Here is a 24,573-nt window from a genome sequence, read left to right as displayed (position 1 = left end):
GTGCGGGTGCGGCCGGGGGCGGGGTCAGGGGGTGCGGGTGCGGAGGGTGAGGAGGGAGGTGAGGGCGCCGAGGAGGGCGAGGAGGGCGGCGCCGAGGAAGGCGGTGGAGAAGCCGTGGGTGAGGGCGGTGGGGTCGGTGAGTCGGCGGGAGCCGTTGGCGGCGGCGACGGCGGTCATGGCGGCCAGGCCGAGGGCGGAGCCGACCTGGTAGGAGGTGTTGACGATGCCGGAGGCGAGGCCGCCCTCGGCGGGGTCGGGGACGGCGAGGGCGGTGCCGAGGGAGGGGATGAAGGCCAGCGACATGCCGATCGCGGCGAGCAGGGAGGCGGGCAGCACGTCGACCGCGAAGCTGCCGTCCGGGCGGGCCAGCGAGAGCCAGTACATGCCGGCCGCGAGGGCGGCGAGGCCGGTGACGATCAGCGGCTTGGGGCCGAAGCGGGCGATCAGCCGGGGCGCCAGGACGATCATCATCAGCATGATCGCGGCGGTCATCGGGAGCAGTGCCGCGCCCGAGGCGAACGCCCCGAGGCCGAGGACCTGCTGCAGGTAGAGGTTGAGGAAGAACCACATCGGGATCCAGGCCGCCGCCATCAGCAGTTGGGCCAGGTTGGCCCCGGCCAGGTTCGGGCTGCGCCAGATGCCGAGCCGCATCAGCGGTTCTCGGCGGCGGGACTGCAGCAGCACGAACGCGGCGATCAGCAGCAGGCCGGCGGCGAGGGCGAGCCAGGTCTGCGCCGAGCCCCAACCCGCTTCCAGAGCGCGGACGACGGCGAGGACGGTGACGGCGAGGCCGGCGGTGACGGTGGCCGCGCCGAGCCAGTCGATCGAACCGCGGCGGACCGCGGCGGCGGGCATCACGGACGGGGTGGCGGCGAGCACGGCCAGCGCCACCGGGATGTTGATCCAGAACACCCACTCCCAGCTGGCGTACTGGGTGATCAGGCCGCCGAGGAACACGCCCGCGGTGCCGCCGGCCGGGGCGGCCGCCCCGTACAGGGCGAACGCCTTGGGCAGTTCGGCCGGGCGGGGGCCGAAGAGCGTCATCAGCAGGGTGAGCGCCGCCGGGGCGATCAGGGCCGAGCCCGCGCCCTGCACGGCGCGGCCGACCAGTTCGACCCAGGCGGTGCCGGCCAGGCCGGCCAGCAGGGAGCCGGCGGCGAGGACCGTCCAGCCGGCCGCGAAGACGCGCTTGGCGCCGAGCAGGTCGGAGAGCCGTCCGCCGAGCAGCAGCAGGCCGCCGAAGGCGATCACGTAGGCGTTGAACACCCAGGACAGGCCCTCCGGCGAGAAGTCGAGCGCGGATCGCATCTCGGGCAGGGCCACGCCGATGATCGAAGTGTCCATGATGACCATGAACTGGGCGAGGGCGATCAGGGTGAGCGCCGTCCAACGGCGCGGTGCGGGTGGTGCGCTGGGGTCGGACATGGCTGGGAGCTCCTCTGGGATATACCGGGTGGGGGTATGTGGGGGACGGATGGGTGCGCGGGGCGGGGGGACGGGCGGGGTCAGTGCTGGTGGGGTTCGGGAGCGGCGGTTTCGGCGGTGAGGGTGAAGGCCGCGGTGTGGACGGTGCCCTGGTGCTGGAAGTCCAGGAAGAGGCGGTAGTCGCCCGGGCTCGGGGCGGTCGCGGCGAAGTCGATCTCCGGGCCGGGGGCGGTGGCGCCGTCGCCGGGTTCGCCGTCCGGGTGGACGTGCAGGTATCCGAGGTCGCCGGCCCGTAGGACCACCAGGTGGCCGTAGGCGGCGAGGTACGGGTCGAGGTCGGTGACCGGGCGGCCGTCCTTGGTCACGGTGAAGGCGAGGCGGCCGGGCCGTCCCGGGGCGAGGTCGCCGGTGAGGGTGAGGGTGTAGCCGTCGACGGTGACGGTGCGGCCGGTCTGCGGGAGGGCGGCCGGGCGGTAGTCGCCGGCGGCGTGCAGGTCGGCGCCGAGGGTGAGCGGGTCGGTCTCGGCGGCCGGGGTGAAGTCGGCGAAGACCCGGTAGTCGCCGGCCGCGGCGATGTTCGCCGGGGCGGCCCAGGTGTCGTCGGCGGCGCGGACCGGGTGCAGGTGCTGGAAGTCCGTCAGGTCGCGGTTGGCGACGATCAGGTGGAGTTCCTTCTCGTGCGCGGGCCGGTAGGCGGTGAGCGGGTGCCCGTCGGGGGCCAGCACCCGGAAGCTCAGTTCGGTCGGCCCCCCGGCCGGGACGACGGTGCGGTCCAGGCTGAGGGTGTAGCCGCGTTCGGCGGCCTGCAGGCCGCCGACCTGGTGGTCGGCGTGGGCGGTGGCGCCCGCGTCGTCGGCCGGGTGGGCGGCGTGCCCGCCGTGGGCGGCGGGGTGCGGCTGGGCGGGAGCGGGGCCGACGGCGTGGCCGACGCCGTACGCGGCGGTGAAGGTGGCGGCGAGGCCGGCGGCGAAGGCGGTGACCTTGAGGGCGGTGTTCATGGCGGGCTCCTGGGTGGTGGTGCGAGAGGGGGTCGGGGTCGCTCCCGGGACTCCGGGGCGTTCCGACGGCAGCGAGTAGATACCCCCCAGGGGTATGTGTCAACCAGGGTCGGGAGGGCGGACAGGGGTCGCGACGGCCGGACGGGGCGGCGTTTCCGCAGGTCGAGGGGGTGGCGGCGGACCGGACGGGAGGGGTCGAAATTTCCAGGGCGGAGGAGCGGCGGCGGAGGGGTGGGCGGTTTTTCTCGGGCGGACGCTTGCGACGCATACCCCCCAGGGGTATAACTGAGGGCATGAAGGCGATACCCCCACTGGGTATCGCAGACCACACCGGAGGTTCCCATGTCCTGCTGCTCCAGCGAAGGCACCTGCTCCACCACCGCGACCGTGGCCGCGCCGGCCGCCGTCACCACCGTGTTCACCGTCGCCGGGATGACCTGCGGCCACTGCGAGCAGGCCGTCGGGAAGGCGGTCGGCGCGCTGGAGGGCGTGCAGGCCGTACGGGTCGACGTCAAGGGCGGGCTGGTGAGCGTCGACTCGGCCGCCGGGTTGGCCGACGAGGCGGTGCGCGCCGCGATCGACGAGGCCGGTTACGAACTGACCGGCCGGGCCTGAGAGACCGACCGCAGGAACCCGGCCACGGCCGGGAGAGACCACGAGGAGCCCTGATGACCACCCAGGCAGCACCCGCCTCCACCGAGGTGGAACTCCGCATCGGCGGCATGACGTGCGCGTCCTGCGCCGCGCGGATCGAGAAGAAGCTCAACCGCATGGACGGCGTCCGGGCCAGCGTCAACTACGCCACCGAGAAGGCCCGGGTGGTCGTCGAGGGGCCCGTGGAGGTCGCCGACCTGATCGCCACCGTCGAGGCCACCGGCTACACCGCCGCGCTGCCGGAGCCCCCGGCGGAGCAGCGGGAGGCGGCCGGAGCGGACGGGCGGGCCGACGAGCTGGCGCCGCTGCGGCAGCGGCTGGTCGCGGCCGTCGCGCTGGCGGTGCCGGTGATCGCCATGGCGATGGTGCCGGCCCTGCAGTTCGACAACTGGCAGTGGCTGTCGCTGACCCTGGCCGCGCCGGTGGTGACGTACGCCGCCTGGCCGTTCCACAAGGCCGCCTGGACCAACGCGAAGCACGGCGCGGCGACCATGGACACCCTGGTCTCGCTGGGCACCGGCGCCGCGTTCCTGTGGTCACTGTGGGCGCTGTTCTTCGGGGACGCGGGCATGCCGGGGATGCGGCACGGCTTCGAATTCACCATCGCCCGTTCGGACGGCTCCTCGAACATCTACCTGGAGGCGGCGGCCGGCGTCACCGCGTTCATCCTGGCCGGACGGTACTTCGAGGCCCGCTCGAAGGACCGGTTCGTGGTGCGGCCCGGCGAGAAGGTCGCCACCGACGGCACGGTGGTCGAGGGCAGCTCCGCGGTGGACGCCTCGATGCTGACCGGCGAGTCGGTGCCGGTGGAGGTCGGGCCCGGCGACAGCGTGACCGGCGCGACCGTCAACGCGGGCGGCCGCCTGGTCGTCGAGGCGACCCGGGTCGGCGCGGACACCCAACTGGCCCGGATGGCCAAGCTGGTGGAGGACGCGCAGAACGGCAAGGCCGCCGCGCAGCGCCTGGCCGACCGGATCTCCGGCGTGTTCGTGCCGATCGTGATCACCCTGGCGCTGGCCACCCTGGGCTACTGGCTGGGCACCGGCGAGGGCTGGAGCGCGGCGTTCACCGCGGCCGTCGCGGTGCTGATCATCGCCTGCCCGTGCGCCCTCGGCCTGGCCACCCCGACCGCGCTGCTGGTCGGCACCGGGCGCGGCGCCCAGCTCGGCATCCTGATCAAGGGCCCGGAGGTGCTGGAGAACACCCGCAGGGTCGACACCATCGTGCTCGACAAGACCGGCACCGTGACCACCGGCCGGATGGCGCTGCTGGGCGTGCACACCGCCGAGGGCACCACCGAGGAGGAGGCGCTGCGGCTGGCCGGGGCGCTGGAGCACGCCTCCGAGCACCCGATCGCGCAGGCCGTGGCCACCGCCGCGCAGGAGCGGTTCGGTGACCTGGCGGCCGTCGAGGGTTTCGAGAACGTCCCCGGCCTGGGCGTGCAGGGCGTGGTCGACGGGCACGCGGTGGTCGCCGGGCGCGAGGCGCTGCTGGCCGACTGGTCGCAGCACCTGCCGGCCGGGCTGCTCGCGGCGAAGGCCGCGGCCGAGCGGGCCGGGCGGACCGCGATCGCGGTGGGCTGGGACGGGGCGGCCCGGGCCGTGCTGGAGGTCGCCGACGCGGTGAAGCCGACCAGTGCCGAGGCGATCGCCGAACTGCGCGCCCTGGGCCTGCGGCCGGTGCTGCTGACCGGTGACAACCGGCTGGTGGCGGAGTCGGTGGCGGCCGAGGTCGGCATCCCGGCCGAGGACGTGATCGCCGAGGTGCTGCCCGAGGACAAGGTGGCGACCGTCCAGCGGCTGCAGGCCGAGGGCCGGACGGTGGCGATGGTCGGCGACGGCGTCAACGACGCGGCCGCCCTCGCCCAGGCCGACCTGGGGCTGGCGATCGGCACCGGCACCGACGCGGCCATCGAGGCCGCCGACCTCACCCTGGTCCGCGGCGACCTGCGCTCGGCGGCGGATGCGATCCGGCTGTCGCGGCGGACGCTGGCCACCATCAAGGGCAACCTGTTCTGGGCCTTCGCCTACAACGTGGCCGCCCTGCCGCTGGCGGCGAGCGGGCTGCTGAACCCGATGATCGCGGGGGCGGCGATGGCCTTCTCCTCGGTGTTCGTGGTCGGCAACAGCCTGCGGCTACGGACCTTCAAGGCCCGCTGAGGCCGTCGACGCCGCAGTGGAGTCCGGCCCGGGGGCCGGGCTCCACTGCTTTGGGCTCGGGCTTTGGGCTTGGGCTTTGGGCTTTGGGCCTTGGGCCTTGGGCCTTGGGCTTTGGGGCTTGGGGCTTGGGCTTTTGGCGCGGCCGGTCGAGCCGGTCAGTTTCCGAGAAGCCGGGAGGGCCGCCCGGTTCCTAGGATCGATGACGACGGAGAACGGAAACGGGAGGACCGGCCATGGCGGAGAAGCACGAGGGTTTCACGGCGGACGAGCGCGCGGCGATGAAGGAGCGCGCCAAGGAGCTGAAGGCGGAGTCCAAGCGGGCCTCGGCCGCGGCGAAGGCGGCCGAGGCCGAGCAGGACCTGCTGGCGAAGATCGAGGAGATGCCGGAGGAGGACCGGGTGCTCGCCCGGCGCTTCCACGCGATCGTCGCCGAGGTGGCGCCGCAGCTGGCCCCGAAGACCTGGTACGGCATGCCCGCGTACAACAACGCGGACGGCAAGCCGGTGTGCTTCTTCCAGAGCGCGGCCAAGTTCAAGTCCCGGTACGCGATGATCGGTTTCAGCGACAGCGCCAAGCTGGACGACGGCGCGCTGTGGCCGACCTACTTCGCCGTCGCCGAGCTGGGCGACGCGGAGGCAGCCCGGGTCGCCGAGCTGGTGAAGCGCGCGGTGTCCTGACGCCGGGTCAGCGGCTGGGGTGGCGGCCGGGTTTGCGGTCGGGTCGGCATCCGGATCACCGGATCAGTGGTCGGGTCAGCGGTCGGCGAGCAGGCCGTTCAGGGTGCCGTAGTCGAGCGCGCCGCCCAGCGCGCCGTACGTGCCGGTGCCGAGCAGTTCGGTGGCGGCCCGGTGCGCGGCGGTGTACGCGGCCTGGGCGAGTGCGGTGCCCAGGCTGATCCGGCGGACCCCGGCGGCGGCGAGTTCCGCGACGGTCGGGCCGCCCGGGACGGCCATCGCGTTGACCGGCAGCGGGGACGCGGCGGTCAGCTCCTTCAGTGCGGCGAGGTCGAGCAGGCCGGGGACGAACAGCGAGTCGGCCCCGGCCGCCGCGTACGCCTCGGCGCGGCGCAGCACCTCGGCCGGGCGGCCGTCCGCCGGGCCGACCCCGAACAGGTGAACGTCGGTACGGGCGTTGACCAGCAGCCCGGGCAGGCTCGCCTCAGCGGCGGCCGTCCGGGCGGCGCGCAGCCGGGCGGACTGCTCGGCGACGGTGAACAGCGGGCCGCCCGGGGCGGCCGAGTCCTCCAGGTTGACGCCGACCGCGCCCGCCGCGACCACCGCGCGGACGGTCTCGGCCACGTCCTCGGGCGCCGGGCCGTAGCCGCCCTCGACGTCGGCGGTCACCGGGACGTCCACGGCGGCGGCGATCCGGCGCACCGCCTCGGCCATCGCCGCCCGGTCCAGGCCCTGGCCGTCGCCGCGGCCCGCCGACCAGGAGACGCCGCCGCTGGTGGTGGCGATCGCGGCGGCGCCGGCCGCGGCGATCACCGCCGCGCTGCCCGCGTCCCAGGCGTTCGGGAGCAGCAGCGGCGCGTCGTCGGCGGCGGCGAGGGCGCGGAGGGTGGCGGCGTGCTCGGCGGAACGGGCGGGGAGGGTGCGGTTCGACATGCGGGGCTCGCTTCCGGTGCGGGGTGGGCACGGTGGTCGGAACCGATCCTGCCCGGCCGGGCGGGGCCGCGCCGACCGATTAAGCTGCGGCCTAATCGACGGCGGCGGATGCGGGGGTGGCGGGGTGCGGACCGGGCTGCCGCTGACGGCGGACGACCTCGCGCTGACCAGGTTCGCGGTCTCGCCGATGTGGGAGGTGGTCGCCGCCTGCCGCGCGCTGGCCGCCGACCCGGTGCCCGTGCCGCACCGCCGCTGGGCCGCGCAGGTCCGGCCCCGGCTGGCCGCCGCCGGGCTGGACCGCGGCTGGCTGGCCGAACTGGTCCCGCCGCACGGGCACCTGCCGGACTTCCTCAACCCCGTCCCGGACCGGCCGGTCACCGATCTGGCCGCCGAGCTGGCCGCGATCCGGGCCACCGGCCCCGCGCTGCTCCGGCACGACCTGGACTGCCTGCACGCCGACCGCGGCAACCGTGACGGTCGTGGCGGCTATGACGGCCGCGACGGTCGTGGCGGCCGGAGCGGACCCCGGCTGCGGGCGCTGGAACGCGAACCCGAGCAGGCGCTGCGGCGGATCACCGCCGAGATCGAGGCGTTCTGGCAGCTCGCCCTCGCCCCGTACTGGTCGCGGATCGGCGCGGTGCTGGAGGCGGACGTCCTGCGGCGCGCCCGGCGGGCCGCCGAGCGGGGCAGCGCGGCCGTGCTCGGCGAACTGCACGGGACGGTGCGCTGGGCGGACGGCACCCTGCACCTGTCGGAGCGGCACTGCGCCGTCACCCGGATCCCGACCGGTGCCGGACTGCTGCTGGTGCCCTCGGTGTTCGCCTGGCCCCGGCTGCTGACCCGCACCGTCTCCCCCGACCCGCCGCAGCTCTGCTACCCCGCGCTGGGCGCCGCGACCGTCTGGGAGCACCGGCCGGCCCCGCGCGCCGAGGCGCTCGCGCCCGTACTCGGCCGCACCCGCACCCGGCTGCTGGCCGAACTGGACGTCCCCGCCTCCACCACCGAACTCGCCGCCCGCTGCGGCATCACCGCCCCGGCGGCCTCCCAGCACCTCACCGCGCTGCGCACCGCGGGGCTGGTCTCCTCGCACCGGGCGGGGCGCTTCGTGCTGTACGCCCGGACCGCCGTCGCGGACGGGTGGCTGGCGGCGCTGCCGTAGGGCGCGGTGCCGGTGGCCGGCGGGGGGCTCAGCCCGCGTAGGCGCGGAGGGTGCGCAGGGCGGCCAGGGTGACGCCCGGGCGGGCCTCGTGCTCGGTGGCGGCGGACCAGCGGGCCCAGGTGATCGGCCAGCCGCCGTCCGGGAGTTGGGCGGCGGCCAGGTGGTCGAGGCCGCGCTCGGTCTCGGCGTCGGTGAACCAGGACCGGGCCAGGCTGTCCGGGGTGGGCGCGAAGTCGTGCGGGAAGTGGAACTCGCCTGGCGCGTAGCCGGGTGCCAGCCGGACCTGCTCGGGGTGGGCCGGGTCGAGCAGCACCAGCTGCTGCTCGCGCACCAACTCCCCCAGCCGGTCGGCCTGTTGCCCGGCCCAGGCGCGGTCCGGGGCGGCGTCCAGGAAGCCGACGGCGGTGATCATCTCGTACGGGTGGGTCGTCCCGATCGCCTCGATCGCGCGGCGGCAGAACTCCGCCGCGCCGGTCAGCCAGGGGTGCTGCAGTCCGGCCCGGAGCAGCGGGGCGGCGATCTGGCCGGTGGAGAGCAGTTCGGCGGGAGGGTCGTCGGCGATCGGCAGGAAGGGCGGGTGCGGGTAGCGGCGCAGGCTGGGCAGGACGGCCGGGACGCCGCCCTCGTCGGTGGTCAACGTGGCTGCCCAGTCGCAGAGTTCGGTGCCGCGCGGGCCGTTCAGGGCGTCCGCCTCGGCCAGGATCCGGGCGGCCGCGCCGGCCGCCAGCGGCTGGGCGGCGGGCCCGCGGACGTCCGGCTCCAGGCCGTACGCCCAACCGCCGCCGGGGGCGCGGTAGGCGTCCAGGGCGGCCAGGACGCCCGCCGGGTCGGGGTCTTCGCCGAACAGGTGGGTGAAGCGCCGCTGTTCGAGGACCCGGCCCGCCGTCCACAGGTAGCCGGCCGCCCGGTCGATCGTGCTGTCGTCGATGCGTGCCATGGCCCGAACCGTACGGGCCGGAAAAAACTTTGGCGAGGACCGATGAGTTCCGCCGGGGCGTCGCGTCTCCTCCTGTGACGGCGGCGCGCAGCACGCGGAACACGGAACGCGGCGCGCGGAACACGGACACGGACGGAGCGAGCAGATGAGCGTCAAGGGACCGGCCAGCTACTTCCCCTCGATCGAGCAGAAGTACGGGCGTCCGATCGCCGAGTGGCAGCAGTTGATCACCGATTCGCCGCTGACCAAGCACATGGAGCTGGTGGCCTGGCTGAAGTCCGAGCACGGGCTGGGCCACGGGCACGCCAACGCGCTGGTCGCGCACACCCTGGCCGACGCCGGCAGGTGAGCGGGGCGGGGTCGGGCGCGGCCGGGCGCGGCCGGTCGGAAAACCAGAGCAATCAGCACAACCAGAGCATCCAGAGCAACCAGAGCAACCAGAGCCATTCAACAGGGAGTTGGCATGACCGAGTACGTGACCTCCGCCGACGGCACCCGGATCGCCCACCAGGTGGCGGGTGACAGCGGCCCGGCCGTGGTGATCGTGGACGGCGCGCTGTGCCACCGCGCGTTCGGGCCGTCGGGCGGTCTCGCGGCCGAACTCGCCGGGGCGCACCGGGTGTTCAGCTACGACCGGCGCGGGCGCGGGGAGAGCGGTGCGGGCGGGCCGTACGCCGTGGAGCGGGAGGTGGAGGACCTGGCGGCGGTCGTCGCGGCGGCGGGCGGCCGGGCGACGCTGCTGGGTCTGTCCTCCGGGGCGGCGCTCGCGCTGCGGGCGGCGGGGGCGGGCATCGGGGTGGAGCGGGTGGTGGCGTACGAGCCGCCGTTCAGCACCTCCGAGGAGCAGCGCGCCCGGTTCGCGGAGTACCGGGCGGGCGTCGAGAAGGACGTCCTGGCGGGCGAGCCGGGCGACGCGGTGGCCCGGTTCATGGTCTTCGTCGGCTCCCCCGAGCCGATGGTCGAGCAGTTGCGGCAGTCGCCGGTGTGGCCGGCCTTCGTGGCGGTGGCGCCGACCCTGGTCAACGACGCGGAGGTGCTGGACGGGGCGGCGGGCGCGCCGGTGCCGACCGCGCTGCTGGCCGGGCTGCCGGTGCCGGTGCTGGTCGCCGACGGCGAGTTCAGCCCCGCGATGCTGCGCGACGCCGCCACCACGACGGCCGCCGCCGCGGGCGCCGAGTACCGCACCCTGGCGGGGCAGACCCACGAGGTCGCGCCGGAGGTGCTGGGGCCGGTGGTGGCGGAGTTCGTCGCCCGCGGCTGAGGCCGCGCAGAGCCGAGGCCGCGCGGGGCCGGGGCTGTCCGGGCCGGGGGTTACGGGGCTTCGGTCAGGCGGCGGAGCAGGTGGCTGAGGGCGTCCGGGGCGAGGGACGGGGAGCCGTGGGCGGCCGGGGTGAAGAAGGTGCGGTCGACCGCCTCGACGGCCGGGATCGCGGCGCGGGCGAGGGCGGTGCCGCGGGGGGTGATGCGCAGGCGGCGGGCCCGGGTGTCGTCGGGGTCGGTGGTGCGGTCGAGCAGGCCCTTGGCCTCCAGTTTCCGCACCACCTGGGAGGTGGTGCGGACGTCGGTGCCGGCCTGGGCGGAGAGCTCCTGCTGGTTGGGGGTGGCGCCCTGCTCGTTGAGCCACCAGGCGCAGGAGAGCAGCACGAACTGGGGGTGCGTCAGATCGTACGGGGCGAGGGCGGCGGCGACCTCGCGCTGCCAGCGCAGGGTGGCGTGCCAGAGCCAGAAGCCGGGGCTGTTCGCCGGGCCCTCGACCAGTCCGTCCATCGTCCCGTCCTCCTTCGTGCGTCTCCGGCGTTTCCGGTCGGCCGGACCATCCAACACGGTCGGACGGTCGCCCCGGTCGGACGGTCAGGCGGTCGGACGGTCAGGCGGTCCGTTCGGCGCGGGCCAGCAGGGCGGCCATCGCGTCCGGGAAGTCCTCGGTGATCATCGGGCCGAGTTCGGGGCCGAGTTGGTCGGCCTCGGGGCCGGTGATCTCCAGGCGGTGGACCACCCGGGTGCCGCCAGCGGGGAGGGCGGTGAGGGTGTGCGAGAAGTCCAGTACGGCGCCGCCGAACTCGGTGCGGTCGGCGTAGGCGCGGTCCGCCTCGATCCGGGTGATGACGGAGACGATCGGCTCCTGCCCGGTCGGGGTCATCGAGACCCGGCCGCCGACCTCGAACGGGCCCTCCAGGGCGACGGCCTCCATCGAGGTGTCCCAGTCGGTCCAGTGGTCGAGGTCGCTGAGCACGGCCCAGACGGCACTCGGCGCGGCGGCGGTCTCGGCGGTGTACTCGTGCTGCCACATGGCGGTTCCCCCTGCGGTCGGTGTTCCATTCGATTTCCTCTCTGCAGAGATTATCTCTGCAGGGATCATCTCCGCAAGGGAGGGCGCGCCCCGCGCGCGGCGGGCCCGAAAGGCGCTGCAGCGGCTTCCCCGCCCCTGCTACGGTCGGGGCGAATCCACCCGCTGCAACCGCCGTACTCAGAGGAGAACCGACTCCGATGCATGATGCCCGCGTCCTGATCGACCTGGGGGACGAAGCCGTCCGGCTTCTGGCACGTCGTGGCTACCGGCTCGACCTGTCCGCGCTGGAGGCGCTGCAGTCCCGCCGCAACAGCGGCATCCAGGCCGGCGACGAGCTGCGGGCCCGCTCGAAGCAGGTCGCCCAGGAGGTGCAGCGCACCGCGAAGCAGGGCGGGGACGTCACCGAGCTGAAGGAGACCGCCCGCGCGCTCAAGGAGCAGGTGCAGCAGAACGAGGCGGAGCTGGAGCAGGTCCAGCAGGAGCTGACCGACCTGCTGCTGACCATCCCCAACCTGCCCGACGACGAGGCCCCCGACGGCTTCTCCGACGAGGACGCCCGCGAGCTGCGCCGGGTCGGCGAGCCCCAGCACTTCGACTTCACGCCCAAGGACCACGTCGACCTCGGCGAGACCATGGGCATCATGGACTTCGGCCGGGCCACCAAGCTGTCGGGCTCGCGCTTCAGCGTGCTGCGCGGTGCCGGTGCCGCCCTGGAGCGGGCGATCGTCGCCCTGCTGCTGGACGTGCACACCCGCCGGCACGGGTACGTCGAGCACGCGGTGCCGTACCTGGTCAACCGGCGCACCATGACCGGCACCGGGCAGCTGCCGAAGTTCGAGGAGGACCTGTTCCGGACCGGCGTCGCGGACCGGGACCTGTTCCTGATCCCGACCGCCGAGGTGCCGCTGACCAACCTGTACGCGGACGAGATCGTCCCGCCCGCCGAACTGCCGCTGGCGCTCACCGCGCACACCCCGTGCTTCCGCTCGGAGGCCGGCTCGTACGGGCGCGACACCCGCGGGTTGATCCGGCTGCACCAGTTCTCGAAGGTCGAGATGGTCCGGATCTGCGCCGCCGAACAGGCCCGGGAGCAGATGCTGCTGATGGTCTCGCACGCCGAGACCTGCCTGCAGGAGCTCGAACTCGCCTACCGCGTCGTCACGTTGGCGGCCGGCGACACCGGCTTCTCGTCGCGCCTGACGTACGACCTGGAGGTGTGGCTGCCCAGCCAGGACACCTACCGGGAGATCTCCTCGGTCTCGGACTTCGGCACCTTCCAGGGCCGCCGGGCCGGCATCCGCACCCGGGACGAGAAGGGCAAGCCGACCCCGGCCGCCACCGTCAACGGCTCGGGCCTGCCGCTGGGCCGGACCATCGCGGCGGTGCTGGAGCAGCACCAGCAGGCCGACGGCTCGGTGCTGCTGCCGAAGGCGCTGCGCCCGTACCTGGGCTTCGCCCGGATCGCGGCCGACGGCACGCCCGTCGAGGAGTAGGAACGCGGGAGGTGGCGGTGACGGTGGCGCACGGCGAACTGCCGTGCGCCACCGGCGTGTTCGGGGCCACCGGCACGGTCAATTCCACCGGCACGGCCGGGGCCGTCGGCACGTTCGGGGCCGTCGGCGCGTTCGGGACCGCCAGCGCGTTCGGGGCCGTCGGCCGCGGGGGTCAGTCGCCGGTCGGGATCCGGGCCTCGACCCGCCAGCCGGGGCCGGCCGGGCCGAGCGGGCCGGCCGCCAGTTCGCCGCCGAGCGCGGCGAGCCGGGTGCGCAGCGCGTCGAGGCCGCTGCCGCCGCCCGGGCGGGGGTGCGGGTGGGTGGGGCCGCCGTCGGTGACGGTGGCGGTGAGGCCGCTGCCGGGGGCGTGGGCGAGCGTGACGGTGACCCGGTCCGCGGCGGGGGCGTGGCGGCGGACGTTGGTGAGCGCCTCCAGCACCGCCCGGTAGGCGGCGTCCTCGACGGCGGGCGGCAGGGCGGGCAGTCCGGCCAGGCCGTGCAGGGCGGGCGGGGTCGGGAAGTGGCCGAGCAGCGCCGGGAGTTCGGCCAGGGTGTGGCGGCGGGGCGCGGCGCCGTCGGGGGCCCGCAGGGCGTCCAGGGTGTGGTCCATGGAGGCCAGCGCGCGCTGCCCGGCGGCCTCCAGCCGGGCCAGCAGCCGGGCGTTCTCCGCCTCGTCGTGGCCGCCGAGCCGCGCGGCCTGCACCTCCAGCAGGATGCCGGTCAGCTCGTGGGCGACGTAGTCGTGCAGGTCCCCGGCGACGGCCAGGCGCTGTGCGCGGCGGGCGTCGTCGACCGCGCGGGTCCGCCGCTCGTCCTGCCGGCGCAGGTACAGGCCGGTGCCGACGGCCGCGGCGACCGGCAGGGCGGCGATGAGCAGTCCGGCGACCGAGGCGTCCAGCGGGTGCGGCTGCCGGAGCGCGAAGCGCAGCGGCAGGGCCAGCCCGGCCAGCGCGCCGAGCGCCCCGCCCCACCAGGCCCGGCGGCCGGGCAGCCGCCGCACGGCGCGCACCGTGAGCACCAGCAGCAGCGCGTACTCGACCGGCATCCAGAGCAGCGCCGGCCCGTTCTCGCCGACCTGGCCGAGGTCGGCGGCCAGCGAGAGCCCGGCGGCCCAGCACACCGCCGCCGGGCCGCCCAGCGCGGTGAGGGCGAGCACCGCGGCGGCGGTGAGCGCCGGGAGCCAGACCGGCCACGGGCCGAACGGCGCGGGGACGAGCAGCAGCAGCGCGGCGGCGGCCGTCGCCCCCATCCGGCGGGTGCTCACCGCCGCCCGGCGGGCGCTCGCCGCAACCCGGCCGGTGCTCGCCGCCGCCCGGCGAGTGCTCACGCCGGGCCGCCCGGCAGGTCGGTGAGGTAGCCGAGCTCGAACGCCCGCATGGCGATGCCGACCCGGTTGCGGACGCCCAACTTGCGCTGGATGTGCGCGACATGGGTCTTGACGGTGCCCGCCGAGATGAACAGCGCGGCCGCGATGTCGGCGTTGGTGCGGCCCTCGGCGACCTCCCGGGCGATCTCCGTCTCGCGCGGGGTCAGCGGCTCCGCCAGCGGGTCCGCGCCGGGGCGGCGCCCGGTGACGTGGCGCAGCAGCCGGACCGTGACGGACGGGCTGATCAGGCTGTCCCCGGCCACCGCGGCGCGCACCGCCTCGATCAGCAGCGCCGGTCCGGAGCGCTTGAGCAGGAAGCCGGACGCGCCGCCGCGCAGCGCCGGGTACACGTACTCGTCCAGGTCGAAGGTGGTCACCACGACCACCCGGACCTGCGGGTCGGCGCCCGGCCCGCACAGTTGCCGGACCACCTCCAGGCCGTCCATCCGGGGCATCCGGACGTCCACCAGGGCGACGTCCGGGCGCAGCGCGCGGGCCGCCTCGACGGTGGCGACCCCGTCGCCGGCCTCGCCGACCACGGTGAGGTCCGGCTGGGTCTCCAGGATGCGCCGCAGTCCCCGCCGCACCATCTCCTGGTCGTCGGCGATCAGCACCCGGATGGTCACCCGGCGGATTCTGCCACAGGGATGCGGCGTGCCGGGCGGGGTAGCTGACAGGGCGTTACGGTCGACGGATGGGAGAGGCGGCGAGGTCGGTGTGGCCGGCGAGGGCGGTGTGGTCGGCGCGGGCGGCGATCGGGTGCGGGCTGGCGGCGGTGCTGCTGCTGGCCGCCGGGGCCGGGCTGCGCGGGGCGCTGGTGGTGGCGGTCGGGGTGGCCGCGCTGGCGCTGATGGCGGTCGGCGGGTGGTGGGCGCTGTCGCGGCGCGGGCCGGTGCGCTGGCTGGGGGTGCTGCTGGCGGTGGCGGCCCCGGTGGGCGCGGTGGTGCTGTACGTGGGCGGCGGGACGTGGCCGTGGGTGCTGGGCGCGGTGGCGCTGTGGGCGGCGGGTCTGTGGCTGGCCCGGGCGGCGCTGCGCGCGGCCGGGCGGTCCCGGGAGATGCCGGAGCGGGAGGTCGATCCGCCGCGCAAGGCCGTCCTGATCATGAATCCGAAGTCCGGCGGCGGGAAGGTGGGGAAGTTCCACCTGGCGGAGCGGGCCCGGGAGTTGGGTGCGGAGGTGGTGCTGCTGGACCCGGACGCGCAGCAGGACGTCACCGAGCTGGCCGAGCGGGCCGTCGCGGACGGCGCCGACCTGCTGGGCGTGGCGGGCGGTGACGGCACCCAGGCGCTGGTGGCGCAGGTCGCGGCCCGGCACGGGCTGCCGTTCCTGGTGGTCTCGGCGGGCACCCGCAACCACTTCGCGCTCGACCTGGGCCTGGACCGCGACGACCCGGCCCGCTGCCTGGACGCGCTCGCCGACGGCGTCGAACTGCGGGTCGACCTCGGCGAGGTCGCGGGCCGGGCCTTCGTCAACAACGTCTCGTTCGGCACCTACGCGGAGGTGGTGCAGAACCCCGAGTACCGGGACGCGAAGGCCGCCACCATCCTGGCCATGCTGCCGGACCTGCTGGTCGGCTACGCGGGCGCGCAGCTCGCCGCCGAGGCCGGCGGGCAGCGGCTGGAGCGCCCGCAGGCCGTCCTGGTCAGCAACAACCCGTACGACGCGGGCGACCTGCTCGACCCGGGGCGGCGTTCGCGGATGGACCGCGGTGCGCTCGGCGTCCTCGGGGTGCGGGTGGACGGCGCGGCGCAGGCCGCCGACCTGGCGCTGCGTGGTACGAGTGCGGAGGCGGTGACGGTCCTGGTCGGCCGCGAGGTGCTGGTCACGGCGGACGTGGCGAGCATCCCGGTCGCGGTGGACGGCGAGGCCCTGGAACTGGACGTGCCGGTGCGCTGCACGATCCGGCCCGGTGCGCTGCGGGTGCGGGTCCCGCGCGACCGGCCGGGCACGGTGGCCCCGGTACCGGCCCTGAAGTGGAGCCGGCTGGCGCACCTGGCGTCGGGCCGGACCGATCCGAACGGCGGTGCGTAGTGCGGGCGTTGACGCGGTGGGTGCTGGCGGGACAGCGCGTGGTGGCGGACTTCTCGGCGGTGGACGAGGCGGTGTACGTCGCGGTGGCGGCGACCCCGACACCGACCCTGGACGAGCGGCTGCGGCAGTTGTCCACGGCCGCGAACAACTCGAAGGTCTCGATCGCGGTGGCCTGCGGGCTGGCCCTGCTGCCGGGGCGGCCGCGCCGGGCCGCGCTGGTGGGCCTCGGGTCGGTGGCGGTGGCCTCGGCGGCGGCGAACCTGCTCGGCAAGACGCTGGCCCGCCGCCCGCGGCCGGACCGGGTCGGCGGGAAGGTCCCCGAGGCCCGGCACGTGCCGATGCCCGAGTCGGCGTCCTTCCCGTCCGGGCACACCGCGTCGGCGTTCGCCTTCGCCACCGGGGTCTCCTCCCAGCTGCCGTGGGCGGCGGCGCCGCTCGGGCTGCTGGCCGCGACGGTCGGCTACTCCCGGGTCCACACCGGCGTCCACTACCCGGGCGACGTCGTCGCGGGCGCGCTGCTGGGCACGGTCGCGGGCAGCGTGGTCGCGGGCCTGGACGCGTGGGTGCCCGGCCCGGGCGCGGGGTGCGACCGGCCCTGACGGCGGGCCCGTCGTCGGCGGGCATGGCGACTCTTCTCGGCTGCACGGCACGGGAGTCGGCCTGGCATACGGTCGGCCGTCCCGGACGGGGGAGCGTCCGGGACGGCCTGCGCAGGGAATTGACGGTCCGTCACTTGAGTTCGGCGACAGCCCGGTTGAGTTCGAGGACGTTGACGCCGGGCTGGCCGAGGAAGCCGAGCGAGCGGCCGTCGGTGTGCTCCTCGACCAGCCGGTCGAGCTGTGCGGCGGGGAGGCCGCGTTCCCGGGCGACGCGGCCGACCTGTTCCTTGGCGTAGGCGACGGAGATGTGCGGGTCGAGTCCGGAACCGGAGGCGGTCAGCGCGTCCGGCGGGACGGTGGCCGGGTCGACGCCGTCGAAGGCGGCGATCGCGGCCCGGCGCTCCTGCACGGCCTTCAGCAGGTCGGCGCTGTTCGGGCCGAGGTTGGAGGCGCCGGAGGCGGCCGGGTCGTAGCCGCCCGCGGAGGGGCGGGGCTGGAACCACTTCGGGTCGGGCCGGGCCGGTGCGCTCGGGTCGGACTGCGGCAGGTCGAAGCGCTGGCCGAGCAGGCTGGAGCCGACCGGCTTGCCGTCGACCTCGACGATCGAGCCGTTCGCCCTCTGCCGGAAGGCGAGTTGGCTGACGCCGGTGACCAGCAGCGGGTAGGCGATGCCGAGGATCACGGTCATCACCAGCAGCATCCGCAGCGCGGTGAGGTGGGTGCGCAGGAAGGTGGGCATGTCTCGTTCTCCTCTCTTGTCAGTTGAGGCCGGGGACGAACTGGACGACCAGGTCGATCGCCTTGATGCCGACGAACGGCACGATCAGGCCGCCGATCCCGTAGATTCCGATGTTCCGGGACAGCAGCGAACTCGCGTCGGTGGGGCGGTACTTGACGCCGCGCAGGGCGAGCGGGATCAGGCCGACGATGACCAGGGCGTTGAAGACGACCGCCGAGGTGATCGCGGAGGTCGGGCTGTGCAGGCCCATGACGTTGAGGTGCCGCAGGCCCGGGTAGACGCCCGCGAACATCGCCGGGATGATCGCGAAGTACTTGGCGACGTCGTTGGCGATCGAGAAGGTCGTCAACGCGCCCCGGGTGATCAGCAGTTGCTTGCCGATCTCGACGATCTCGATCAGCTTGGTGGGGTTGGAGTCGAGGTCCACCATGTTGCCGGCCTCCTTGGCCGCCATGGTGCCGGTGTTCATCGCCACGCCCACGTCGGCCTGGGCGAGCGCCGGGGCGTCGTTGGTGCCGTCGCCGGTCATGGCGACCAGCTTGCCGCCCTCCTGCTCCTGCTTGATCAGCGCCATCTTGTCCTCGGGCGTGGCCTCGGCGAGGAAGTCGTCGACGCCCGCCTCCTGGGCGATCGCCCGGGCGGTCAGCGGGTTGTCACCGGTGATCATAACGGTCTTGATGCCCATCCGGCGGAGCTCCTCGAAGCGCTCCCGCATGCCCTCCTTCACCACGTCCTTGAGGTGGATCACGCCGAGCACCCGCGGCACGCCGCCGCCCTCGCGCTCGGCCACCACCAGCGGGGTGCCGCCCGCCGCGGAGATCCCGTCGACCAGCGAGGACACGTCCGCGCCGACCGAACCACCGCTGCCCGTCACCCAGTTGGCGACCGACCCGGCCGCGCCCTTGCGGACCTGCCGGCCGTCCAGGTCCACGCCCGACATCCGGGTCTGCGCGGTGAACGGCACCCAGGCGGCGTGCGCCAACTCGCCCTGGGCGCGGGCCCGCAGGCCGTACCCGGTCTTGGCGAGGACGACGATCGAACGGCCCTCCGGGGTCTCGTCCGCCAGCGAGGACAGCTGCGCGGCGTCCGCCAGCTCCTCGACCGTGACCCCGGACGCGGGCAGGAACTCGGCGGCCTGCCGGTTGCCGAGCGTGATGGTGCCGGTCTTGTCCAGCAGCAGCGTGTTGACGTCGCCCGCGGCCTCCACCGCCCGGCCCGACATGGCGAGCACGTTGCGCTGCACGAGACGGTCCATGCCGGCGATGCCGATCGCCGAGAGCAGCGCGCCGATCGTGGTGGGGATCAGCGCCACGATCAGCGCGACCAGCACGATCGTCGGCTGCGGGGCGCCCGCGTAGGCGGCCATCGGCTGCAGCGTCACCACGGCGATCAGGAAGACCACGGTCAGGGAGGCCAGCAGGATGTTCAGGGCGATCTCGTTCGGCGTCTTCTGCCGGGCCGCGCCCTCCACCAGGGCGATCATCCGGTCGATGAAGGTCTTGCCCGGCTCGGAGGTGATCTTGACGACGATCCGGTCGGACAGCACCTTGGTGCCGCCGGTCACCGCGCTGCGGTCGCCGCCGGACTCCCGGATCACCGGCGCGGACTCGCCCGTGATCGCCGACTCGTCCACCGACGCGACACCCTCCACCACGTCGCCGTCACCCGGGATCACCTGCCCGGCCTCGACCACCACGTGGTCGCCCAACCGCAGTGCGGTGCCCGGGACTTCCTCCTCGGCCGACGAGGCGGGCCAGCCGGTGAGGCGTCGGGCGACGGATTCGGTCCTGGCCCTGCGCAGGGTGTCGGCCTGGGCCTTGCCGCGGCCCTCGGCGACGGCCTCCGCCAGGTTGGCGAAGACGGTGGTCAGCCACAGCCAGAGCGTGATCGCCCAGCCGAACACCGACGGGTGGGCGACCGCGGCGACGGTGGTGACCACCGAGCCGACCTCGACCACGAACATCACCGGGTTCTTCACCATCACCCGGGGGTCGAGCTTGCGCACCGCGTCGGGCAGCGCGGCGAGCAGCAGTTTCGGATCGAGCAGGCCGCCCGCGGCCCGCTGCGGAACTTCAGGGACGGTGGTGGACATCAGTGGAGACCTTCTGCGATCGGCCCGAGGGCCAGGGCCGGGAAGTAGGTGAGGCCGACGACGATCAGCACGACGCCCGACAGCAGGCCGACGAACAGCGGCCGGTGCGTGGGCAGCGTTCCCGCACTCGCCGGGACGGGCCGCTGCCGGGCGAGCGAACCGGCCAGCGCGAGGACGAACACCATCGGCAGGAACCGGCCGCACACCATCGCCAGGCCCAGCGCCGTGTCGTACCAGGTGGTGTTCACCGTGATGCCCGCGAACGCGGAACCGTTGTTGTTCGCCGCCGAGGTGAACGCGTACAGCACCTCGGAGAAGCCGTGCGCGCCGTCGTTCAGCATCCCGGCCCGCTCGCCGGGCAGCGCGATCGCGGTACCCGCGCCGATCAGCACGATGGCGGGGGTGGTGAGGATGTACAGCGAGGCGAACTTCATCTCCCGGCCGCCGAGCTTCTTGCCCAGGTACTCGGGGGTGCGGCCGACCATCAGACCCGCCACGAAGACGGCGACGATCGCGAGGATCAGCATCCCGTACAGGCCGGAGCCGGTGCCGCCGGGCGCGATCTCGCCGAGCATCATGTCGAACACCGTCAGGCCGCCGCCCAGCGGCGTGAACGAGTCGTGGAAGGAGTTCACCGCACCCGTCGAGGTCAGCGTGGTGGACGCCGCGAACAGGCTGGAGGCCGCGACGCCGAAGCGCTGCTCCTTGCCCTCCATCGCCGCGCCGGCCGCCTGCAGCGCGCTGCCGGAGTGCTGGTGCTCGAAGAAGGTGATCAACGCCGCCGAGGCCACCCAGAACAGGCCCATCACCGCGACGATCGCGTAGCCCTGGCGGTGGTCGCCGACCATCTTGCCGAAGGTCCGCGGCAGGGCGAAGGCGATCACCAGCAGCAGGAACACCTCCAGCAGGTTGGTGAAACCGGTCGGGTTCTCGAACGGGTGCGCCGAGTTGGCGTTGTAGAAGCCGCCGCCGTTGGTACCCAGCAGCTTGATGACCTCCTGCGAGGCCACCGGCCCGCCGGGGACCGACTGGGTGCCACCGCCGAGGGTGGTCACCTGCTCGAAGCCGTGGAAGTTCTGCACCACGCCACTGGCGACCAGCACGAGGGCGAAGACGATCGAGATCGGCAGCAGCAGCCGCAGCACGATCCGGGTCAGGTCGACCCAGAAGTTGCCGACCCGGTCGGTGCGGTTGCGGGTGAACCCGCGGATCAACGCCGCCACCACCGCGATGCCGACCGCCGCCGAGACGAAGTTCTGCACCGCCAACCCGGCCATCTGCACCAGGTGCCCCATCGCGGACTCACCGCTGTACGACTGCCAGTTGGTGTTGGTGGTGAACGAGATCGCGGTGTTCCACGCCTGGTGCGCCTCCATCTCCGGCACCCCGAGCGACAGCAACAGGTGGGTCTGCAGCCGGATCAGCCCGTACAGGAACAGCACGGAGAGCGCGGAGAACGCCAGCACCGACCGCAGGTACACCGGCCAGCGCTGGTCGGCGTCGGCGTCGACGCCGACCACCTTGTAGAGACCGCGCTCGGCTCTCAGGTGCTTGGCGGAGGTCAGCAGGTGGGCGATGTAGTCACCCAGGGGGCGGTAGCACAGGGCCAGCGCGCCGACCAGGGCGACGGCCTGCAGCCACCCGGCGAGAGTCGCACCCATGTCAGAACTTCTCCGGGTGGATCAGCGCGAGGACGAGGTACCCGACCAGCGCGGCGGCGACGAGGAGACCGGCTATGTGCGCGGCACTCACAGCTTCTCCACCCCCCGCGCGATCAGGGCGATGACGGCGAACACGGCGACCGTGACACCGACGTAGATCAGGTCTGACATGGCATCCACCAAGGTGGCTCGGAACGGAACCGGTGCTTTTCCCGGCACCCCCGAGCCAAGCAGCGGAACCGGCCGTCCCCGCGCTCCCTGACGCCCCCCATACGGCCGCCCGCGCGACCTTGACGCCCCCTTGACGGACCCCCGCCGCAGCCTGCGCCGCGACCTGCGCGACCTGCGCGGTTACCGCGCGAAGGGCGCGGCCAGAGCGGTCAGGGCCTCGCCGAGCGGACGGTCCACCCGGACCGCGGCCAGGTCGTCGCCGCGGGTGGTGCCGCGGGTGACGATGGCGACCGGCTTGCCGGCCTTCGCGGCGTGCCGCACGAAGCGCAGGCCGGACAGCACCGCCAGTGAGGACCCGAGCACCAGCAGGGCCCGGCCCTCGTCCACCAGCCGGTAGCAGTGCTCGACCCGCTCCTTGGGGACGCTCTCGCCGAAGAACACCACGTCCGGCTTGAGCACGCCGCCGCAGGAGGCGCACGGCGCGACGGCGAACGAGGCCACCAGGTCGTCCGGCAGCTCGACGTCGCCGTCCGGGTTGATCCGCGAACCGGCGTCCCGGAAGGCCGGGTTGAGGGCGGCGAGGCGCTCGTCCAGCTCGGCGCGGGGGCTGCGGGCGCCGCAGTCCAGGCAGACCACCCGGTCCAGGCCGCCGTGCAGTTCGACCGCGTCGGCGGTGCCCGCGGCCCGGTGCAGGCCGTCCACGTTCTGGGTGATCACCGCCGCCACCCGGCCCGCCTCCCGCAGCCGGGCCACCGCGAGGTGCCCCGCGTTCGGCCGCGCCCCGGCGATCACCGCCCGCCCCGCGTGGCTGCGCGCCCAGTACCGCCGCCGGGCCGGCTCCCCCGCCACGAACTCCTGGTACGTCATCGGCGCCCGGTTCCGGCGGACCCCGTCCGGCCCCCGGTAGTCCGGAATCCCGGACTCGGTCGACAGCCCGGCCCCGCTCAGCACCACCACCCCGCCCCCGGCCAGCAGCCGGGCCACCGCGGGAAGTCCGTCCTCGTGCGCGCTCATGCCGTCCATTGTGGAACGCCCCGCGCGGAACCGGCGGGCCCGGGCAGGAACCCCGGCGGGAACCGGGCGGAAACCCGGCGACCCAGGCAGTACCCCCACGCACCGCCCAGGCCGCCCCGGGTGCGGCCGTTCCGGCCCCCACAGCCCGAACTTCCGCTGGATCCTTTGTACTTCGATTCACCGCCCGGGCAGAAGACGCGTACTGACCTTTCTTGGGAGCGCTTCCACGAAACCGCCGCACGCCGGACGCCACCCGAGCCCCTCCCGGGCACCGCCCGCGCCCCCGCCCGCCCCGCGGCTGCCGGACCGCGACGCCCGGACCGGCCGCGGCCCGGACGATGCCCCCACGCACCGTCCGGGCCGCTCCCGTTCGCGGCGGCCGGGCCCCACAGCCCCGGCCGCCGCCGCTCACCGCGCCGTCACCCCGTCGTCCGGCCCGTCGTCCGGCCCGCCGCCCGCCACCGGGCCGACACCCCACCCGCCAGGGCGGCGAGCAGGGCCGCGCCCGTGAGCAGCGCGAGGTGCCCGGCCTCGACGGCCGGCCGGGACCAGCCGAGCTCGGCGTGCCGGTGCTCCGCGAAACCGTTGTGGAACAGCCAGACCGCCAGGCCGATCAGCGGCGCCGCCACCGGCCTCGACCACCCGCCGAGGGCCGCGCACCCGGCGGTGAACACCGTCAGTGCGAACCAGCCGGGCCGCAGCTCCCCCAGCAGGCCGAGCCCGGCGGCCAGCCCGGCCCCCGTGAGCAGCGCCAGCACCGCCGACAGGTCGGCCGGCAGCCGCCCCGGCACCGTCGCCGCGCTCATCCCCGGCCGCCCGTCCGCCGACCCGAACCGACCAGCCCGCGCAGCTCCGCGTCCACCCCGCGCCCGCTCAACCCGTCCAGCACCAGGGCGAGTTCGGGCCGCGGCACCACCAGCACCGGGCAGCGGGCCGCGCGCACGCAGCGGGTGGGGACGGGGCGGCGCAGGCCGCGGTGCCACCAGGGGCCGGACGGGCCGAGCACCAGCAGGTCGCCGGACCGGTCCGCGGCGGCGAGCAGGACGGCGGCGGGCTCGCCGCGCACCGTCCGGGCGGTGACGGGCACGCCGGGGTCGGCCCCGCCGAACGCCTCCGCCAGCGCCCCGGCCAGCCGCTCCTCGGCGGCGGCCCGGACGGCGGACAGCAGCGGCGGGCAGGGCGAGCGCCGGTACCCGAACTCGCCGCCGGGCGGCTCCCAGGCGTGCAGCACCAACACCTCCGCGCCGCCACCCGCACCGCCGCCCGCCCGGTCGCCCGCCCGCCGGGCCTCGGCGACGGCGCGGTGCAGGGCGGCCAGGCTGCCGAGCGACCCGCTGACTCCGACCACGACGCGCACCGGCTCCGCCATCACGCCCTCCGTCCCCTTCCGGACCGCTCCGGCCCGTCCCGCGATGCGTCCCGGCTCGTGCCGCCGGGTGCGCGGGCCCCGGCCTTCCGGTCGCCGGGGCCCGCGTCCCACCAGCAGACCTGCCCGGACGGGCCCCGAGCCGCGCCTTGACGCCTCCCTGACGCCCACCGCCGGTTTCCCGACGCCGCCTTGACGCCCGGCCGCCCCGGACGGGCGTTCACTGGAGAAGGGGAACGAGGAGGGAACGGGGAGGAGAACGAGGAGGTGGCCGTCATGGCGCGGGAACCCCTGGTGGTGGTCGGCGTGGACGGTTCGCCGGGCAGTCTGGCCGCGCTGCGGCGGGCGGTGCCGGAGGCGGCGGCCCGGGGCGCGGTGCTGGTGCCGCTGCTGGCCGGGTGCCCGTCCGACGCGGCGGCCCGGCGGCTGCTGGACGCGGCGCTGCGGCACGCGGTCGGGGGCTGGCCGGGTGGGGTGGTGGTTCGCCCGGTGGTGGCGGCCGGCCCGGCCGGGCCCGCGCTGGTGGCGGCGGTCGGCGGCCCGGAGGACCTGCTGCTGCTCGGCTCCGACGGCCACCGCCGTCCCGGCCTGCCGCACCTGCGCGGCGCGCGCACCGAGCACCACTGCCGCGCCCACGCCCGCTGCCCGGTGCTGTCCGTCCCCGCCGACCCGCCCGTCCCGTACTCGGGCCCGCAGGCCGCGCCGCACACCTCAGCCCGGGCAGCCTGAAGCGTCAACTCCCTTGCAGTGCAAGCAAGTTGACTGAAACCCCGGAAGCGGTTTGATTGGTTCCGGACAGAGCCTTCAGCAC

Annotated in this window: 25 protein-coding genes; 10 read left to right on the top strand and 15 right to left on the bottom strand. The window is 75.0% G+C overall.

The features are described 5' to 3' along the window. Window positions 1-24: 24 nt before the first annotated feature. Together IH44_RS0124705 and IH44_RS0124700 are read right to left on the bottom strand one after the other, a co-directional pair. On the bottom strand, window positions 25-1,425 hold the full coding sequence (locus IH44_RS0124705) for an MFS transporter (RefSeq protein WP_035956258.1): 1,401 nt from the start codon (window positions 1,423-1,425) through the stop codon (window positions 25-27). 80 nt (window positions 1,426-1,505) lie between these two features. Then, window positions 1,506-2,423 carry a hypothetical protein gene (locus tag IH44_RS0124700; RefSeq protein WP_035956256.1) on the bottom strand — a complete coding sequence of 306 codons (918 nt, stop codon included), beginning with the start codon at window positions 2,421-2,423 and terminating at the stop codon, window positions 1,506-1,508. A 342-nt stretch (window positions 2,424-2,765) separates the two neighbouring features. Here IH44_RS0124700 and IH44_RS0124695 point away from each other — a divergent pair, with 342 nt between their 5' ends. The 3 genes from IH44_RS0124695 to IH44_RS0124685 all read left to right on the top strand — a co-directional run bounded on the left by IH44_RS0124695 (window position 2,766) and on the right by IH44_RS0124685 (window position 5,913). Beyond that, window positions 2,766-3,038, top strand: coding sequence for a heavy-metal-associated domain-containing protein (locus IH44_RS0124695; protein WP_030461904.1), 273 nt, complete (start codon window positions 2,766-2,768; stop codon window positions 3,036-3,038). 53 nt (window positions 3,039-3,091) lie between these two features. Next, window positions 3,092-5,236 (top strand): cation-translocating P-type ATPase, encoded by a 2,145-nt coding sequence (locus IH44_RS0124690; RefSeq protein WP_030461903.1) that lies wholly within the window; start codon window positions 3,092-3,094, stop codon window positions 5,234-5,236. A 233-nt stretch (window positions 5,237-5,469) separates the two neighbouring features. Next, window positions 5,470-5,913: an iron chaperone gene (locus IH44_RS0124685; RefSeq protein WP_030461902.1), complete on the top strand. Its 444-nt coding sequence runs from the start codon at window positions 5,470-5,472 to the stop codon at window positions 5,911-5,913. A gap of 75 nt (window positions 5,914-5,988) precedes the next feature. Here the strand turns inward: IH44_RS0124685 and IH44_RS0124680 are convergent, their stop codons facing one another. Continuing rightward, complete coding sequence (locus tag IH44_RS0124680) at window positions 5,989-6,843, bottom strand: isocitrate lyase/phosphoenolpyruvate mutase family protein (RefSeq protein ID WP_030461901.1); 855 nt, start codon at window positions 6,841-6,843, stop codon at window positions 5,989-5,991. Between the two features lie 124 nt (window positions 6,844-6,967). On the opposite strand from IH44_RS0124680, the gene IH44_RS0124675 reads away from it, so the two are divergent. Beyond that, window positions 6,968-8,002: a helix-turn-helix transcriptional regulator gene (locus tag IH44_RS0124675; RefSeq protein ID WP_030461900.1), complete on the top strand. Its 1,035-nt coding sequence runs from the start codon at window positions 6,968-6,970 to the stop codon at window positions 8,000-8,002. A 28-nt stretch (window positions 8,003-8,030) separates the two neighbouring features. Here the strand turns inward: IH44_RS0124675 and IH44_RS0124670 are convergent, their stop codons facing one another. Beyond that, window positions 8,031-8,939 (bottom strand): hypothetical protein, encoded by a 909-nt coding sequence (locus tag IH44_RS0124670; protein WP_030461899.1) that lies wholly within the window; start codon window positions 8,937-8,939, stop codon window positions 8,031-8,033. Between the two features lie 145 nt (window positions 8,940-9,084). On the opposite strand from IH44_RS0124670, the gene IH44_RS0124665 reads away from it, so the two are divergent. Both IH44_RS0124665 and IH44_RS0124660 read left to right on the top strand, forming a co-directional pair. Further along, window positions 9,085-9,288 (top strand): DUF4287 domain-containing protein, encoded by a 204-nt coding sequence (locus tag IH44_RS0124665; protein WP_030461898.1) that lies wholly within the window; start codon window positions 9,085-9,087, stop codon window positions 9,286-9,288. 114 nt (window positions 9,289-9,402) lie between these two features. Further along, window positions 9,403-10,200, top strand: a complete 798-nt coding sequence (locus tag IH44_RS0124660) for an alpha/beta fold hydrolase (RefSeq protein ID WP_030461897.1) — start codon at window positions 9,403-9,405, stop codon at window positions 10,198-10,200. Between the two features lie 50 nt (window positions 10,201-10,250). Here IH44_RS0124660 and IH44_RS0124655 read toward each other — a convergent pair whose 3' ends face one another. Beyond that, the gene (locus tag IH44_RS0124655) at window positions 10,251-10,706 is read right to left on the bottom strand and encodes a MarR family winged helix-turn-helix transcriptional regulator (RefSeq protein ID WP_030461896.1); all 456 of its coding nucleotides are present in this window, start codon (window positions 10,704-10,706) and stop codon (window positions 10,251-10,253) included. 100 nt (window positions 10,707-10,806) lie between these two features. Continuing rightward, window positions 10,807-11,229, bottom strand: a complete 423-nt coding sequence (locus tag IH44_RS0124650) for an SRPBCC family protein (protein ID WP_030461895.1) — start codon at window positions 11,227-11,229, stop codon at window positions 10,807-10,809. A gap of 197 nt (window positions 11,230-11,426) precedes the next feature. Here IH44_RS0124650 and serS point away from each other — a divergent pair, with 197 nt between their 5' ends. Then, a complete protein-coding gene (gene serS, locus IH44_RS0124645) occupies window positions 11,427-12,722 on the top strand; it encodes a serine--tRNA ligase (RefSeq protein WP_030461894.1) in 1,296 nt (431 codons plus the stop codon). Window positions 12,723-12,894: 172 nt separating this feature from the next. Here the strand turns inward: serS and IH44_RS0124640 are convergent, their stop codons facing one another. Both IH44_RS0124640 and IH44_RS0124635 read right to left on the bottom strand, forming a co-directional pair. After that, window positions 12,895-14,049, bottom strand: a complete 1,155-nt coding sequence (locus IH44_RS0124640) for a sensor histidine kinase (protein ID WP_232795071.1) — start codon at window positions 14,047-14,049, stop codon at window positions 12,895-12,897. Further along, window positions 14,046-14,714 (bottom strand): response regulator transcription factor, encoded by a 669-nt coding sequence (locus IH44_RS0124635; RefSeq protein WP_030461892.1) that lies wholly within the window; start codon window positions 14,712-14,714, stop codon window positions 14,046-14,048. The genes IH44_RS0124640 and IH44_RS0124635 overlap by 4 nt, the downstream gene beginning before the upstream one ends. Window positions 14,715-14,782: 68 nt before the next feature. Here IH44_RS0124635 and IH44_RS0124630 point away from each other — a divergent pair, with 68 nt between their 5' ends. Continuing rightward, window positions 14,783-16,120: a diacylglycerol kinase family protein gene (locus IH44_RS0124630; RefSeq protein ID WP_051817277.1), complete on the top strand. Its 1,338-nt coding sequence runs from the start codon at window positions 14,783-14,785 to the stop codon at window positions 16,118-16,120. Continuing rightward, window positions 16,120-16,719, top strand: a complete 600-nt coding sequence (locus IH44_RS0124625; protein WP_030461890.1) for a phosphatase PAP2 family protein — start codon at window positions 16,120-16,122, stop codon at window positions 16,717-16,719. Before IH44_RS0124630 ends, IH44_RS0124625 begins: the two co-directional genes overlap by 1 nt. A 130-nt stretch (window positions 16,720-16,849) precedes the next feature. Here IH44_RS0124625 and kdpC read toward each other — a convergent pair whose 3' ends face one another. The 7 genes from kdpC to IH44_RS0124585 all read right to left on the bottom strand — a co-directional run bounded on the left by kdpC (window position 16,850) and on the right by IH44_RS0124585 (window position 23,765). Beyond that, complete coding sequence (gene kdpC, locus IH44_RS0124620) at window positions 16,850-17,458, bottom strand: potassium-transporting ATPase subunit KdpC (RefSeq protein ID WP_030461889.1); 609 nt, start codon at window positions 17,456-17,458, stop codon at window positions 16,850-16,852. Between the two features lie 19 nt (window positions 17,459-17,477). Further along, a complete protein-coding gene (kdpB, locus tag IH44_RS0124615) occupies window positions 17,478-19,550 on the bottom strand; it encodes a potassium-transporting ATPase subunit KdpB (RefSeq protein WP_030461888.1) in 2,073 nt (690 codons plus the stop codon). Further along, window positions 19,550-21,211, bottom strand: a complete 1,662-nt coding sequence (kdpA, locus tag IH44_RS0124610; RefSeq protein ID WP_030461887.1) for a potassium-transporting ATPase subunit KdpA — start codon at window positions 21,209-21,211, stop codon at window positions 19,550-19,552. Before kdpA ends, kdpB begins: the two co-directional genes overlap by 1 nt. A 1-nt stretch (window position 21,212) precedes the next feature. Continuing rightward, window positions 21,213-21,302 (bottom strand): K(+)-transporting ATPase subunit F, encoded by a 90-nt coding sequence (gene kdpF / locus IH44_RS43705; protein WP_035956252.1) that lies wholly within the window; start codon window positions 21,300-21,302, stop codon window positions 21,213-21,215. Window positions 21,303-21,562: 260 nt separating this feature from the next. Then, window positions 21,563-22,405 (bottom strand): NAD-dependent protein deacetylase, encoded by an 843-nt coding sequence (locus tag IH44_RS0124595; protein WP_030461886.1) that lies wholly within the window; start codon window positions 22,403-22,405, stop codon window positions 21,563-21,565. Between the two features lie 410 nt (window positions 22,406-22,815). After that, window positions 22,816-23,202, bottom strand: coding sequence for a hypothetical protein (locus IH44_RS0124590; RefSeq protein WP_030461885.1), 387 nt, complete (start codon window positions 23,200-23,202; stop codon window positions 22,816-22,818). Beyond that, entirely contained in the window at window positions 23,199-23,765 is a 567-nt protein-coding gene (locus tag IH44_RS0124585) for a universal stress protein (RefSeq protein ID WP_051817276.1), read from the bottom strand. The genes IH44_RS0124590 and IH44_RS0124585 overlap by 4 nt, the downstream gene beginning before the upstream one ends. 273 nt (window positions 23,766-24,038) lie before the next feature. Between IH44_RS0124585 and IH44_RS0124580 the strand changes: the two genes are divergently transcribed. Continuing rightward, complete coding sequence (locus tag IH44_RS0124580) at window positions 24,039-24,491, top strand: universal stress protein (RefSeq protein WP_157852454.1); 453 nt, start codon at window positions 24,039-24,041, stop codon at window positions 24,489-24,491. The last annotated feature ends 82 nt before the right edge of the window (window positions 24,492-24,573 follow it).

Source organism: Kitasatospora sp. NRRL B-11411, from assembly GCF_000721345.1.
Taxonomy (GTDB): domain Bacteria; phylum Actinomycetota; class Actinomycetes; order Streptomycetales; family Streptomycetaceae; genus Kitasatospora; species Kitasatospora cineracea.
The sequence above is the reverse complement of the archived record's forward strand: the minus strand, read 5'-3'. Positions and strand labels throughout refer to the sequence as shown.

Bases quoted from the DNA above. Each gene is read 5' to 3' on its own strand.
- IH44_RS0124585 (WP_051817276.1), bottom strand. From the start codon at position 23,765: ATGGCGGAGCCGGTGCGCGTCGTGGTCGGAGTCAGCGGGTCGCTCGGC.
- IH44_RS0124595 (WP_030461886.1), bottom strand. From the start codon at position 22,405: ATGGACGGCATGAGCGCGCACGAGGACGGACTTCCCGCGGTGGCCCGG.
- IH44_RS0124660 (WP_030461897.1), top strand. From the start codon at position 9,403: ATGACCGAGTACGTGACCTCCGCCGACGGCACCCGGATCGCCCACCAG.
- IH44_RS0124705 (WP_035956258.1), bottom strand. From the start codon at position 1,425: ATGTCCGACCCCAGCGCACCACCCGCACCGCGCCGTTGGACGGCGCTC.
- IH44_RS0124670 (WP_030461899.1), bottom strand. From the start codon at position 8,939: ATGGCACGCATCGACGACAGCACGATCGACCGGGCGGCCGGCTACCTG.
- kdpB (WP_030461888.1), bottom strand. From the start codon at position 19,550: ATGTCCACCACCGTCCCTGAAGTTCCGCAGCGGGCCGCGGGCGGCCTG.
- IH44_RS0124690 (WP_030461903.1), top strand. From the start codon at position 3,092: ATGACCACCCAGGCAGCACCCGCCTCCACCGAGGTGGAACTCCGCATC.
- IH44_RS0124650 (WP_030461895.1), bottom strand. From the start codon at position 11,229: ATGTGGCAGCACGAGTACACCGCCGAGACCGCCGCCGCGCCGAGTGCC.
- IH44_RS0124695 (WP_030461904.1), top strand. From the start codon at position 2,766: ATGTCCTGCTGCTCCAGCGAAGGCACCTGCTCCACCACCGCGACCGTG.
- IH44_RS0124655 (WP_030461896.1), bottom strand. From the start codon at position 10,706: ATGGACGGACTGGTCGAGGGCCCGGCGAACAGCCCCGGCTTCTGGCTC.
- kdpA (WP_030461887.1), bottom strand. From the start codon at position 21,211: ATGGGTGCGACTCTCGCCGGGTGGCTGCAGGCCGTCGCCCTGGTCGGC.
- IH44_RS0124665 (WP_030461898.1), top strand. From the start codon at position 9,085: ATGAGCGTCAAGGGACCGGCCAGCTACTTCCCCTCGATCGAGCAGAAG.
- kdpC (WP_030461889.1), bottom strand. From the start codon at position 17,458: ATGCCCACCTTCCTGCGCACCCACCTCACCGCGCTGCGGATGCTGCTG.
- IH44_RS0124680 (WP_030461901.1), bottom strand. From the start codon at position 6,843: ATGTCGAACCGCACCCTCCCCGCCCGTTCCGCCGAGCACGCCGCCACC.
- IH44_RS0124630 (WP_051817277.1), top strand. From the start codon at position 14,783: ATGGGAGAGGCGGCGAGGTCGGTGTGGCCGGCGAGGGCGGTGTGGTCG.
- serS (WP_030461894.1), top strand. From the start codon at position 11,427: ATGCATGATGCCCGCGTCCTGATCGACCTGGGGGACGAAGCCGTCCGG.
- IH44_RS0124700 (WP_035956256.1), bottom strand. From the start codon at position 2,423: ATGAACACCGCCCTCAAGGTCACCGCCTTCGCCGCCGGCCTCGCCGCC.
- IH44_RS0124580 (WP_157852454.1), top strand. From the start codon at position 24,039: ATGGCGCGGGAACCCCTGGTGGTGGTCGGCGTGGACGGTTCGCCGGGC.
- IH44_RS0124685 (WP_030461902.1), top strand. From the start codon at position 5,470: ATGGCGGAGAAGCACGAGGGTTTCACGGCGGACGAGCGCGCGGCGATG.
- IH44_RS0124590 (WP_030461885.1), bottom strand. From the start codon at position 23,202: ATGAGCGCGGCGACGGTGCCGGGGCGGCTGCCGGCCGACCTGTCGGCG.